The sequence below is a fragment of the Micromonospora narathiwatensis genome (assembly GCF_900089605.1).
GTDB lineage: Bacteria > Actinomycetota > Actinomycetes > Mycobacteriales > Micromonosporaceae > Micromonospora > Micromonospora narathiwatensis.
Genome location: NZ_LT594324.1, coordinates 17,010 through 30,476, shown reverse-complemented (window position 1 = coordinate 30,476; position 13,467 = coordinate 17,010). Strand labels below are relative to the sequence as shown.

Annotated in this window: 7 protein-coding genes and 2 tRNA genes; 4 read left to right on the top strand and 5 right to left on the bottom strand. The window is 69.7% G+C overall.

From position 1 onward, the window contains the following. Nucleotides 1-161 precede the first annotated feature (161 nt). Nucleotides 162-6,650 (bottom strand): carboxypeptidase regulatory-like domain-containing protein, encoded by a 6,489-nt coding sequence (locus GA0070621_RS00155; protein WP_167666447.1) that lies wholly within the window; start codon nucleotides 6,648-6,650, stop codon nucleotides 162-164. A gap of 159 nt (nucleotides 6,651-6,809) precedes the next feature. Further along, nucleotides 6,810-7,151 carry a hypothetical protein gene (locus tag GA0070621_RS29305; RefSeq protein ID WP_167666446.1) on the bottom strand — a complete coding sequence of 114 codons (342 nt, stop codon included), beginning with the start codon at nucleotides 7,149-7,151 and terminating at the stop codon, nucleotides 6,810-6,812. Between GA0070621_RS29305 and GA0070621_RS00130 the strand changes: the two genes are divergently transcribed. Together GA0070621_RS00130 and GA0070621_RS00125 are read left to right on the top strand one after the other, a co-directional pair. Beyond that, entirely contained in the window at nucleotides 7,138-8,565 is a 1,428-nt protein-coding gene (locus tag GA0070621_RS00130; RefSeq protein ID WP_167666445.1) for an alkaline phosphatase, read from the top strand. The two genes, GA0070621_RS29305 and GA0070621_RS00130, sit on opposite strands and share 14 nt — an antisense overlap. A gap of 71 nt (nucleotides 8,566-8,636) precedes the next feature. Beyond that, nucleotides 8,637-9,155 carry a hypothetical protein gene (locus GA0070621_RS00125; protein WP_091190090.1) on the top strand — a complete coding sequence of 173 codons (519 nt, stop codon included), beginning with the start codon at nucleotides 8,637-8,639 and terminating at the stop codon, nucleotides 9,153-9,155. A 292-nt stretch (nucleotides 9,156-9,447) separates the two neighbouring features. Here the strand turns inward: GA0070621_RS00125 and GA0070621_RS00120 are convergent. Continuing rightward, a tRNA-Lys gene (locus GA0070621_RS00120) sits at nucleotides 9,448-9,523 on the bottom strand. Between the two features lie 186 nt (nucleotides 9,524-9,709). Between GA0070621_RS00120 and GA0070621_RS00115 the strand changes: the two genes are divergently transcribed. Both GA0070621_RS00115 and GA0070621_RS00110 read left to right on the top strand, forming a co-directional pair. After that, nucleotides 9,710-10,999 carry a L,D-transpeptidase gene (locus tag GA0070621_RS00115; protein WP_091190086.1) on the top strand — a complete coding sequence of 430 codons (1,290 nt, stop codon included), beginning with the start codon at nucleotides 9,710-9,712 and terminating at the stop codon, nucleotides 10,997-10,999. A gap of 220 nt (nucleotides 11,000-11,219) precedes the next feature. Continuing rightward, nucleotides 11,220-12,545 (top strand): L,D-transpeptidase, encoded by a 1,326-nt coding sequence (locus GA0070621_RS00110; protein WP_091190082.1) that lies wholly within the window; start codon nucleotides 11,220-11,222, stop codon nucleotides 12,543-12,545. 105 nt (nucleotides 12,546-12,650) lie between these two features. On the opposite strand, the gene GA0070621_RS00105 is transcribed toward GA0070621_RS00110, so the two are convergent. Further along, a tRNA-His gene (locus GA0070621_RS00105) sits at nucleotides 12,651-12,723 on the bottom strand. Between the two features lie 102 nt (nucleotides 12,724-12,825). Beyond that, nucleotides 12,826-13,416 (bottom strand): oligoribonuclease, encoded by a 591-nt coding sequence (gene orn / locus GA0070621_RS00100; RefSeq protein WP_091190077.1) that lies wholly within the window; start codon nucleotides 13,414-13,416, stop codon nucleotides 12,826-12,828. Between the last annotated feature and the right edge of the window lie 51 nt (nucleotides 13,417-13,467).

Sequence of the window (13,467 nt, the reverse complement as noted above, 5' to 3'; positions counted from 1 at the left end):
CTTGAGTGACGGTATAGACACTAAGAGTGATCGGCGCGGGGGCATGAAAGTCTTCATGGGGCTCCGAAAGTTTTGTGGCTCAGCAGGAGGCGACAGGCCGGGAGGGCGGGCGGGGCGTCTCGCACGAGACGCCCCGCCCGATCACGTTCGGGACGGCGGTGTCAGGGGGTCGGCGGGTTGAACCGCAGCCCCAGGCCGGGCCGGAGGACCGGCTGGCGGTACGTGTACTGGATGGCGGAGGTGCCGTCGGCGTTCTCGATGCCGATGGTGGCGCCGCCACCGCGCTCCAGGAACGTGCCGTCGTTGTCGGTGTAGGCGAAGCTGTAGCCGCCGGCCTCGTCGAGGATGGCCTGGAAGGTCACCCGGGTGAGTGGGTCCTCGTAGGAGTGGACGTTGCGCCACTCGATGACGAACTGCCGGTTGGGTGCGCTGCCCCGGACGGTGGTGCGGACGCTGGCCTTGCTGTCGACGACCCAGTCGTGCCAGAACGGGTAGAGCGCGGCGTTGGGCTCCTCCGGGCTGGCGGGTGAGGGGATGGGCCACGCGTCGGGCGAGGGCACCTGGGGGTCGATGAAGCTGACCAGCCCGTTGATGTCCACCCAGCCGGTGTTGTACGTCTGCCCGTACAGCTTCACCGGGAAGGGCAGGGCCACCGACGTGTAGGCGTCGTCGCCGGTCAGCGGTAGCACCGTGCTGTCGGCCGGGATGTACGGCACCGACTGCTCGGCGAGCGTGTATCCGCCCCCGGTGGGCGTGGCCCCCAGGCCGTAGTCGACGGTGGCCTGGGTGTTGGTGCCGACGACGACCTGCCGTACGTCGGAGCCCTTGCAGGCACCGCTGGTCGCGGTGGCGATGACGGCCCAGGATCCGGCCGGCACGTTGCTGATCTGGTAGGTGCCGTTGGCCGCGGTGGTGGCGGTCAGGTCGGCGACCGTCACGGTCGCCCCGGCGACCGGGGTGCCCTGGCAGGTGACGGTGCCGGCGACGCTGCCCTGGCCGGGCGGGTTGGGCTTGAAGGTGATGCCCTGTCCCGTGGCCAGCCAGGTCTCCCGGTGCAGGTACTGGAAGGCGATGGATCCGTCGGCGTTCTCGATGCCGATGGTGCCTCCACTACCGCGCAGGACGGGTTTGGCGGGATCGATGTTGGTGTAGGCGAGGGTGATGTCGCCGCCCTCGTTGAAGATCGCTTCGAAGCTGGTCCGGGTGTTGGTGTCGCCCCAGTAGTGGACGTTGCGCCATTCCACGACCCACTGCCGGTTGGGTGCGGTGCCGCTGATCTTCGTGGCGATGCGGGCCTGGGAGTCGACCACCCAGTCGTTCCAGTGGACGTAGACGGTGGCGTTGGGCGAGCCCTCCTTCGCCGGGGAGGGGATGGTGCCTGGCTGAGCGCCGATCCAGCCGAAGTACGCCGGGTCCTTGAAGGTGATCAGACCGTTGGCGCTGATCCACGCCGAGGTGTACGACTCGCCGTAGAGCTTCACCGGGAAGGGCGGGTTCTTCTGCCAGACGGTGTCGTCGCCGCTCCAGCCCTCGACGACGTCGCCGGGGATGTAGGTCTGCGCGCCGGTGGTGCACTTGTAGCCGAACTCGTCACCGTCGACCATCACCGACAGGTCCACGCCCGAGGTACCGCCGGGGTGGTTGATGATCTCCTTCGCCGACTGGCCGACGCACCGGTTGTCCCCGGTCGACGCCGCCACGGTGTACTCGCCGACGGGTACGCCGGTGAACTGGTAGCTGCCGTCGGCACCGGTGGTGGTGCTGCGGTTACCGGGGTTCAGCGTGACGGTGGCCCCGGCGTAGGGGCCGCCGGTCACGGCGGTGGTGAGCACACCCTTGACGGTGCCGACCGGAGCCGGCGTGTAGGTGATGGAGCTGTTCGCGGTCAGCACCGCCTCCTGGAAGGAGTACAGGGCTGCCACCGTGCCCGAGGCGTTCTCCAGTCCGACGGTCGCGCCGGCGCCGGTCTGGGTCGGGCTGGACATCGCGCCGTAGTGGAACGCGATCCGCCCGTCCTCGTGGAAGATCACCTCGAAGGTCAGCCGCTCCGTGTTGTACGGGCGGAAGCCCACGTTGCGCCACTCGATGACGAAGTACCGGTTCGGTGCGGTGCCGAACGTCTGGGTCCGGACGCTCGCCGCGGCGTCGACCTCGAAGTCGTCCCAGAACGGGGCCACCACGGCGTTCGGTGCGGCCGCGGTCGGCATCGTCGGGTTCGCCCACGCGTCCACCGCACCGTGCACGCTGCCGAAGTTGACCAGGCCGTTCGTGTGCACCCAGCCGGAGGTGTACGACTCGCCGTGGAACTGCACCGGGAACGGCATGGTCACCGAGGTGGCGGCGTCGTCACCGGTCAGGGCGAGCACGTTCGCGGCCGCGACGAACGCCGACGGACCGGTGGTGCAGGCGTACCCGAGGCCGCCGTAGTCCGGTCCGAGCCGCAGGTCGCGGACGGTGTCGGCGGAGAGTTCCACCTGGCTGCGCACGACCGCGCCGCACCGACCGGCGAGCTTGACCGACACGTTGTAGCTGTCGGCCACCAGGCCGGTGAAGCTGTACGCCCCGCCGGCGCCGGTCGTAGCGCTCAGACCGCTCGGGTCCAGCGTGACGGTGGCACCGACCACCGGGGCGCCGGCGGCGTCGGTGAGCGTGCCGGTCAGGTTGTGCACCTCCAGCCCGCCGGCCACGTCCGGGCGGACGAAGGTGATCGCCCGGGTGTTGGCGAGCACCGGCTCGTTGACCGAGTAGAACAGGCGGTCCTGGCCGGCCGGCGCCTCGATGCCGACGATGGCGCTGGAGCCCTTCTCGGCGTCGTTGTCGAGCTGGTCGTAGTTGGTGGTCACCGTGCCGTCCGGCGCGAGGATCGCCTCGAACGACAGCCGCTGGCTGGTGTTGCCCTTACGGTGCACGTTGCGCCACTCGACCACGAACCGCTGGCCGGCGCCGGTGCCGGTGGTGGCGGTCCGCACGCTCGCCGACGCGTCGACCACCAGGTCGTCCCAGAACGGGGCCAGCACGGCGTTCGAGGCCGCCGACGGCGGCAACTGCCCACCACCGGTGTACGGGTGCGAGCCACCCGGGTCGGTGAACGACAGCAGGCCGTTGGTGTCGACCCAGGCGCTGCGGTACGCGCCGCCGTAGAACGGGAAGGCGAACGGCAACGACACGGTGGTGACGGCGTCGTCACCGGTCAGCGGCAACGCCGTGCTCGCGGCGGTGAAAGCCGTGGTCTGCTCGGTGCAGGTGTGGCCCAGGTCGTCGCTGAACGCGCTCATGAAGATGTCGAACGTCAGCCCCTGGCCGTCGATCTCGATCGGCCCGCTGAACGCCGGGCCGCACCGGCCGCCGACCGTGGCGGTGATCGTGTACGAGCCGGTTGGGAAGTTGGCCAGCGCGTAGCTGCCGTCCGCGCCGCTGGTCGCCTGGTATCCACCCGGTTGCAGCCGGACGACCGCCCCGGCCTGCGGCATCCAGTACGGGTCCCACACGGTGCCGGAGAGGCTGGCCGCGGGGTTCACGGTGAAGGTGTTCTGCCGCGTCAGGCTGACCCGGTTGCCGTCGTCCACCGCGGCCGCGTACACCAGGCGCTCGCCGGTGGTGTTGCCCACGTTGATCGTGACGGTCGCCGTGCCGCCCGCGCTGGTGGCGTTGACGGTGCTGCCGAGACCGGTGTTGTCGGCGCTGTACTTGAACTTGGTGATGTTGATGTCCCCGCCCGCGTCGAACTTCACGGTGAGCTGGCCACCGGCCGTGACGCTGGCGCCGTTCGGGAAGGTGATCTTCGGCGGCAGCGGCAGGACGAGCTTGGCCAGGTTGGCCGGGGTCTCGATGAAGTTGTAGAACCGCACGTCGTCGACGGTGCCGGTGAAGTAGCTGTCGTTGGAGCCGTTCCACCTGCGGCGGCCGACGGCGAACTCCGAGGTGGCGTCGAACCCGCCGGAGAGGGTCGCCGTGGTCGTCTGCGCCACACCGTTGACGTAGAGCGTCATCTTCTTGGTCGCCGCGTCGTAGACACCGGCGAGGTGGGTCCACTTGCCCGCGGTCGGCGCCGCGTCGGACAGCACGCTGTAGAGCCCCGCGTTGTCCGTGTCGGCGGCCGCCATGGTGAACCGCCAGCGCTGGCTGCTGCCGAGGTAGCCGAGGTGGTACGCGGACATCCGGGAGCCACTCGCGCTGACCACGGTCTGCAGGCCGGTGCCGGCGGTGGAGTCGATCTTCACCCAGGCGGCGACCGTGAAACTGGAGTCGGTCCGGATCGGGGTGGAGACCCCGGTGTCCGGGTGCGGGGTGTTGAGGGTGCCGCTCTTCGTCGCCGCGGCGCTGCCGTTCAGCGACAGGGCCGTCCCGACACCGGACCGGCCGGCGACCCGCGAGGCCCCCGTGCCGAGGGTCAACGTGTTCCCGTGGCCTGAGACATCGGCGGCGGTGGTGCCGGTCCCCTCGAACGTCCACTCCGCCGCCGGACCCGAGCCGGCACGGACGCTGAACGTGTAAGGCACCGAAGTGGAGAAGCGGCCCGCGTGGTCCTTCGACCACACGTAGAGCTTGTTCACCCCGTCGTGCAGCGGAGCGAGGGTGACCGAGGCGCCGTAGTCCGTAGTGCGGGCCGGGACGGTATCGGCGTCGGTCAGCACACCCGAGTCGAGGCTGTAGGCGTATTCCTTCACCTCATGCGGCCGAACGGTCGGCGGTGCGATGTTGAACGTGCCGGGCAGGCCGACCCCACCCCGCGGCACGCCGTCGCTGGTGTAGCTGGTGGAGGTGACGCTGGCCGGCGGTGGCGGCGGTGTGGCGTCGACGGTGAACTCACAGGTGCCCGACCATGGGCCGTAGTGCGATCCGTCCCAGGTCCGGGCCTGCCACACATAGCTCGTACCGTCGATCAACTTCCCGGAGGGGATCGCCTTCGACACCGTCGACGGGTTGCCCGCCGCCTGCGACACCTTGTCCGTCTCGTTCCGCGAACCACCCACCGGCCACCAGTAGAAGTACGTGGTCAGCGACTGCTGCGCGGTGTCCGGGTCGGACTGCTTCGCGGCCAGGATCGGCGTGGTGGTCAGCACGTACGGCCGCGCCGTGCCCGTCGCGCACGCCTTGCCGTCCGACTTGCGGTCGCTGGGCGCGTTCGGGTCCGTGTTGTACGTGATCGCCAACTTCGGCGAGGTGTGGGTGAACCGCTTCCACTGGTCCTTCGTGCCCTCGTCGACCGCCCGCAGCCCGACCGTCAGGGTCGACCACTTGTTCTCCGCCGCGTGCGCCACCATCGAAGTGACGTTGAACTCGATGGTGCCGGTACCCAGACAACCGTGCACGGCGCCGTACTTGCGGTTGCCGAGCGTCTGCGACGTGTAGCTGCTGTACCAGGTCGGCTGGTTGTTCCACGTGGTGCTCGTCGAGATCGCGCCGGTCATCCACAACTTCGCGTTCGACTTCGGGCTGCACGTCCAGGACCACTTCTGCTCCACCCGGAACTGCGCGCTCAGGATGTGCTTGCCCGCCACGGTCGCGGTGTTCATCCGGAACATCGAACGAATGATGTGGTCCGCGCAACCGGAGCAGTCCTGGGTACGCCCCGCGCCCGCCGACCCGTACGTCGACCCGTTGTTCAACGCCGAGGCGTCCTGCCAGAACGAACTCGACTTGTACTTGCTCCACACCGACGTCCACGCGTTGCCCGAGATACCACCGGTCCAGGACGGATCGATGTAGATCGGCAGCTTCGCGCCCTGGTCGGCCAGCATCGCCTTGTCCGGGAGCAGCGTCATCGTGTCGCCGTCGACCCGCACCGGCATCACGGCGCGCCGGGCATGCTCCGGCGCCGCGTCCTTGCCGGGGGCGACGTCGGCGGCGCGACCCGCGGCAGCGGGGGTCTCCGCCGCCGCCGGCTTGCGCTGCGGGGCGACCGATCGCTCCCGCTTGTCCTGCTCGACCGCCTTACCCGCCTTTCCCTCCGCGTTCGAGGAGTCCCACATCAGCGGTGCCGGCGCGGCGAAGACCGGGCCACCCTTGCTGTCGCGGGCAGCGAGCCCGCCTCCGGAGGCCGTACCGACCGTCACACCCTTGGTCTGGATCCCGAACCGGAGCGACTGCAGCTTCGGATTGGCCGCCGCTTCACGCGTCCGGACGACAAGCACCTCGGAGAACCCGAGCGCCCGGGCGGTGACCTGGAGATCCACCCCCGGCAGGACGTCCCGGTAGGTCGCCGTGGAGCCGTTCAACACCGGCGTCGGGAGCGCCCCGGGCCAGGAGAGGGCCAACTCACGGGAACCGTCGCGCAACCGTGCGAACGGGCCGTCCCCCTTGGCGGAGAAGACCACCGGTAGGACGGTGGCCTTCGGGACGACCCCCTCGGGAGTCAGCTTCAGCGTCGTGTCCACCGGAACCCACGAGTTGCCCTTACGCACCCGGGTCGGCTCGATGGTCTGTTCCAACGTCTGTGACCCGTCGGCGTTGACGAACGTCTGGGACCACTCGGTACGCGCGGAGAGGTCCTCCACCCGCCGGCCGCAGACCGCCAGCATCCGGCGGGCCGCCGCCGCGTCCGGCTGTTCGTCCACACAGGTGTTCTTGTTCGGCACGCTCGCCGCGGCCGGGGTGGTGGCCACCCCGAGCGTCGTGGCGGTGGTGGCGGCAGCCAGCGTGACAGCCAACCAACGTCGCAAAGAGCCGGACCGGGCCCGCGGAACGCGTGCAGGCGAACGCCAATCAGCCATCGACAACCCCCGTGATCATGTCTGACGAATGGCCAGACAGTAGAGATGTGGATCGGTCGATGTAAAGGGCGACTACAACTTGCGAGGACGGAACGGTCAGAAGCGCCCGCATAGCCCAACGTCGTGACGTACGGTCACCGCCCCTTCAACCGTCGGCACGCAGTCCTGGGCCGTCGCAGAGCCCGACCCGGCCGCCTCCGTCGAGAAGCGCCAGCGGACGCCGGCCTCGTCGACCGCGAGTTCATCCTCCGCTTCGGTCAGCGTCACCCGGATACCCGCAACCGTTTGTTGACCCGACCTACTTTCCGGGTTCGGCGCCGAGTGGCGCCGGTTCCGCTCTGAGGGGAAGTTCATGTCCACTCGCATCCGCACGCGTTCGGCAGCGGCGGCGGTCGTGTTGTTGGCTGGTGCCGTCGGCACCGGCGTGGTCAGCAGCACCTCCGCGACCGCGGCTGGCGGCAACAACGGCCGGATCAAGAACGTCATCTACCTGCTCGGCGACGGCATGGGGCGCACCCACGTCACCGCGGCCCGGGAGCGTTTCTACGGTGCCGCCGGGCACCTGGCGATGGAGACCATGCCGGTCGTGGGGCAGGTCAGCACGTACGCCGTGGAGAAGAACTCCGGCCAGCCCGGCGCCGCCGACTTCGCCCCGAACTACGTCACCGACTCCGCGTCGGCGGCGACGGCGTGGGCGTCAGGGGTCAAGACGTACAACGCCGCCCTTGGCATCGACGCCAAGGGGAAGGTCGTTCCGACGGTGATGGAGATGGCCAAGCAGGCCGGCTACCGCACCGGGAACGTGTCCACCGCCGAGATCACCGACGCGACGCCGGCCGGCCAGATGAGCCACGCCCTGGCGCGCGGCTGCCAAGGCCCCAGCTACTCCGAGGCGGCCTGCCAGGACACCAAGATCACCGGCAGCCTGCTGCCCACGTCCGATGTTCGGGTCACCCCGATCGCGGACCAGATCGCCCGTAACGGCACCGCCGATGTCATCCTCGGCGGCGGGCTGGCCCGGTTCGACGACGCGGACGAGAAGGCTCTCCGCGCGCAGGGCTACACCGTGCTGGGCTCGCCGGCCAGCCAGAAGGTCGCCACCCGCGGCGACCTGACCGCCACCCGGGGCGGCAAGGTGTTCGGGCTGTTCAACACCGGCAACCTGACCATCGAGAAGTACAAGCGGGAGCACCCGGACTCGCCGCAGGCCGCGGAGCCGTCGCTGCCGGAGATGACCAGCAAGGCCATCGACCTGCTCGCCGGCAACAACGGCGGCGGCAAGGGCTTCTACCTGCAGATCGAGGGCGCGTTGATCGACAAGCGGTCGCACGCCAACGACGCGGCCCAGACGCTGGAGGAGATGAAGGCGTTCGACGACGCGGTGAAGGTCGCGTTGGACTTCGCCAAGCGCGACGGGCACACCCTGGTCATCGTCACCGCGGACCACGAGTGCGCCGGGTTCAACATCATCGAGAAGGGCACCTTCACCAACGCGGAGGCCGCCGCCCCGCCGGTGAACGTCGACAGCGGCAACACGGCCAACAACTCCACCCCGACGCGGCCCGGCGGGAACGTCAAGGACGCGAACCGGTCGACCGGCATCGTCAACGGCGCCGGTGCCGCCGACCCGCGGAACTTCGCCCCGGCCACGTTCCGTACCCTGGATGACCCCGCCGCGGTGCGCGACGGGTCGGCGGAGGCCAGCCTGTGGCTCACCTACCTGTCCGGCAACCACACCGGGGCCGACGTGCCGGTGTTCGCCTACGGCGCGGGCGCTGAGGCCATGGCCGGCAGCATCGACAACACCGACCTGTTCACCATCGTCGGCCGGTCCCTCGGCCTGGCCGGCTGAGCACCCCTGCCGCGGGTGGGCCGGAAGCCGCTCGGGCTTCCGGCCCACCCGTTCCACCTGAGGAGAACCCCGTGCGTGACAAGCGCGTTCTCGCCCTGACCGGTCTGCTGCTCGCCGCCGGGCTCACCGCCACCACCGCCTGCTCCGACCAGCGCGACGCCGACCGACCTCCGGCCCCCGCGGCGGCGGTGAGGACCGCGTTTCCCGGGCTGGTGCCGGCGTCCGGCGAGCCGACGTTGGCGGGGCTGAGCCAGCAGCGTCCGACCCCCGGCACCGTCGCCACGGTCCCCGGCCCCTTCGACGACCGCTTCGACTTCGCCGACCTGGCCCTGAACCACACGACGGTCAGCGGGTCGATCACGGTCACCAGCGATGTCAGCGCGATCCTGGAGCTCCAGGTCGTTGCCGGGCTCTACGACAGCAGCGGACGGCTGCTGCACACCGGCCGGTTCGTCCACCACTACACGGAGGACGGGCACGACCACGGGGCACCAGAGGAACGCGAGCCGTTCAGCATCTCCATCCCCAGCGAGTTCCTGGGCAGGGTGGCGTCCGCCGCGGTCGGCGTACCGGTCCTGGTGAACGAATAACCCGCCGATCGACCGAGGAGGCCGATGCCGTTCACGGTGAAGTCTCCTCGATTTCGACAGCCCTGGTCGTGAGGCGGCCAGGGCTCATCCTCGCGTGACGCCGGCCGCCTCGTCCGCTCCGCTCGTGGTCGCCTGGCATGGCACCGGCGGGGTGGCAGCGCTCTGGGCGGTGTCGTAGCGGGCCGCCTGGAGCGCGAACAGCTCGGCGCTGGGTTACCTGTTCGATGTCTGAGGCAGGGTCAGAAAAAGGTCAGGCCCGATCCATCCGGACCGGGCCTGACCGTGTTACTGCTGGTGCGCCGCCAGGGACTCGAACCCCGAACCCGCGGATTAAGAGTCCGCTGCTCTGCCAGTTGAGCTAGCGGCGCTCGCTGGCAACGGGGAGAACACTAGCACGGCCCCTGACCCGGGTTCCAATCCGATCCCCGGCTCCCCTCTTCGGTCGAGCTTAGCCGGCAAAACCCCCCAAATCACCCTGCCGCCGGGACGAAGGGCCCGGAGCCATGGCGGTGATACGGCACGATGTGCGCCAGGCACGCGAGAACGGGGTGGGGATGGGCAGGTTCGCGCGGGCCGGGGCGATGATGGGCGTCCTGGTCCTCACTGCGTCACTGGCACTGACCGGGTGCGGGGACGACCAGAAGAAGCCGGCGTTCGTGGCCGGCGGGCAGCAGGCCGACCCGGCCGACAGCGCGTCCGCCACCACGCCCGCCGCCACCACGGACGGCTCGACGGGCGAGCCGGCGCAGCCGGACGTCCAGCCGCTGCGGGTGAACCCGGCCGACGGCTCGGACCGCCGACCGGTCAGCAGCGAGATCAGCGCGACGATCCCCGGCGGCGGGACGGTGTCGAAGGTCGTCCTCACCGCCGCGAACGGCACGGCGGTCCAGGGCCGGATGCGCCGCGACGGCTCGTCCTGGGTGCCGTCCGCCCCGCTGAAGTACGCCACCCGCTACACCGCCACGGTCAGCGGCACCGGTACGGACGGCCGGACCCACGAGGGCACCAGCACCTTCACCACGATGGCCAAGCCGAAGTCGATGATCGGATCGGGGCTGTACCTGTTCACCGGCAAGACGTACGGCGTGGCGATGCCGGTGGTGGCCGAGTTCTCGCCGGGCATCCCGAAGAAGGACCGCGCCGCGGTGCAGCAGCGGATGTTCGTGCAGACCGACCCGCCGCAGCCGGGCGCCTGGCACTGGGTCGACAACGGCACCCAGGCGTACTACCGGGCGCCGGAGTACTGGAAGACGGGCACCACGATCACCGTTCGGCTGGCGTTGGCCGGGATCCCGCTGAGCAACGGCCGGTACGGCAACGTCGACCGGAGCGCGACCGCGAAGATCGGCCGGGCGTTCGAGATGAAGGTCGACAACGCGACAAAAAAGATGAGCGTGTACGAGAACGGCTCGCTGATCCGTACCCTGCCGGTGAGCCTCGGCAAGAAGAGCACCCCCTCCTCCAGCGGCACCCTGGTGGTGATGGAGAAGAAGGAGTCGACGGTCTTCGACACCCGGGACGAGCCGGACGCGCGGAACCGGTACGTCACGAAGATCGACTTCGCCCAGCGAATCACCTGGGGCGGCGAGTACATCCACGCCGCGCCCTGGTCCGAGGGGGTGCAGGGCCGGCAGAACGTCTCGCACGGCTGCGTGAACGTCTCGATGGCGAACGGGCGGTGGCTGTTCGGCCAGACCCTGGTCGGCGACCCGATCACCGTCAAGGGCACCGAGCGGAAGCTGGCACCGGGCAACGGCTGGACGGCGTGGAACATGAGCTGGTCGCAGTTCGTCGCGGGCAGCGCGCTGCCGGTCCCGGACGGCGGAGCCGAGCCGGCCTTCTAACTGGCGTACCGTGGGCCGGAACGGGCCGTCCCGGCCTGGTGGGGACCGTCCGGCGCACGCCGGTGGCCAGGGCGGACGCAGGGTCCGGTCACGTAGCGTCGCAGCGGACGAAATCGTTACCTGGCGGTTGGGGTGTTTCGGTTCACTTCCAGCAACGGGTATCCGTATCCGCGCGTCTGTAGGGGACGATGGGATCGGGGATCACAACTGTGAGGGAATCATGCGAGCTAGCCAGGACGAGCTGATCCGGCCCGGCGTCGCCCGGCGCGGTGGCCGACGCCGAATGGTCGTGGCCGCGGTGCTCGCCGCCGCCATGGCGCTGACGTCCGCCTGCACCAGCGGCGGCGGCAGCAGCAAGGACGGCGACAAGCCGTCCAGCTGGCAGAGCGGCGAGGACGCCCCGAAGGCGAGCGCCACCATCACCGAACCCAAGGCCGACGCCAAGGACGTGCCGGCCGCCACCGCGATCTCCTTCACCGCCGAGCAGGCGCAGGAGACCACGGTCGAGCTGAAGGACTCCGCCGGCAAGCCCGTACAGGGCAAGCTCGCGGCCGACGGGAAGAGCTGGCTCCCGGCCGGTGCCCTGGAGTACGGCCAGACGTACACCGCGACCGTGACGGCGACCGGCGACGACGGGAAGCCGGCGACGGCGACCAGCAGCTTCACCACCATGGCCAAGCCCGCCAAGCAGATCAGGGTCAGCAGCTTCCTCGGCGACAACCAGGTCGTCGGCGTGGGCATGCCGCTGATCGTCAAGTTCAGCCGGGCCATCCCGCAGGACTACCGGGACGACATGCAGCGCCGGATGACGGTCACCGCGACCTCGGCGCAGGAGGGCATCTGGCACTGGATCAGCCCCACCGAGGTGCACTACCGGCCGAAAGAGTTCTGGAAGGCCAACAGCACCGTGACGTACCGGGTGCAGGCGGGCGGGCTGCCGCTCGGTGACGGCTGGTACGGCCGCTCCGACCTGACCGTCGACATCAAGATCGGCCCGTCGTTCGTGATGACCGTGGAGAACCGCACCAAGCGGATGACGGTCACCAAGGACGGCAAGGTGATCAAGACGATCCCGGTGAGCCTCGGCAAGAAGTCCACCCCGTCGTCCAGCGGCACCATGGTGGTGATCGAGAAGAAGCAGCACACGGTCTTCGACACCATGGAGGAACTGGGCCCGGTGGATGGCTACCGCCAGCCCATCGACTACGCGCAGCGGCTCACCTGGGGCGGTGAGTTCATCCACGCGGCCCCCTGGTCGGAGGGGGTGCAGGGCCGGACCAACGTCTCGCACGGCTGCGTGAACGTCTCCATGAAGGAAGGCGCCTGGCTCTTCAGCAACACCCGGATCGGCGATCCGATCACGGTGAAGGGCACCGAGCGCAAGCTCCAGAACGGCAACGGTTGGACCGACTGGAACATGAGCTGGGACGAGTACGTCAAGGGCAGCGCCCTGCCGTACGAGCCGGCGGCGCAGCCGGACGAGGAAACCAGCCCGAGCGCGGACCCGGACACCACGGGCGGGCCCACCACCGCGCCGACCGCCTGACCGGCCGGCAGGCCGCGAGAAGCCCCCTCCGGTGGAGGGGGCTTCCGCGTATCCGGGCCGACAACGAAGGAAGCCCCCTCCCGAGGGAGGGGGCTTCCTTGACCGGGTGACTGATGGGAATTGAACCCACGACAACCGGGACCACAACCCGGTGCTCTGCCAACTGAGCTACAGCCACCATGCGCTCCGCGCCGGTCGAACCGGGCGGGGTGCGGACTAATAATAGCCACACCCGGGCCGCCCCCGTCCAGCGGGTTCCGGCCAGCCCTCGGGCGGGGGCTCAGAGCTGGGCGGCGATGGCCTTGGCGCTCTCCACGTCCGGGCCCGGGAGCGGGACGAAGATGGTGCGCCGGTAGTACTCCAACTCGCGGATGCTCTCCCGGATGTCGGCGAGGGCCCGGTGGGCCAGCCCCTTCTGCGGCTGCCCGAAGTACACCCGGGGGTACCAGCGCCGGCACAGCTCCTTGATCGAGGAGACGTCGATCATCCGGTAGTGCAGGTGCCCGTCGAGGCGGGGCATGTCCCGGGCGATGAAGCCCCGGTCGGTAGCGATCGAGTTGCCGCAGAGCGGCGCGCTGCGGACGTCCTTGACGTACGTGGTGACGTAGTCGAGCACCATGTCCTCGGCCTCGGTGAGGGTGACCGTGGAACGGCGCACCTCCTCGGTGAGGCCGGACTTGCCGTGCATGGTGCGGACGATCTCCGGCATCGCGTCCAGCGCCGCGTCGTCGGCGTGGATGACCACATCCACGCCCTCCCCGAGCACGTTCAGGTCGGGGTCGGTGACGAGCGCGGCGACCTCGATCAGGGCGTCCCGGCGGAGGTCCAACCCGGTCATCTCACAGTCGATCCAGACGAGAAGATCAGCCACCGGAACAGACTACGCGCCGCCGACCTGCCCGTGCCTGGAGCACCCGGGCGA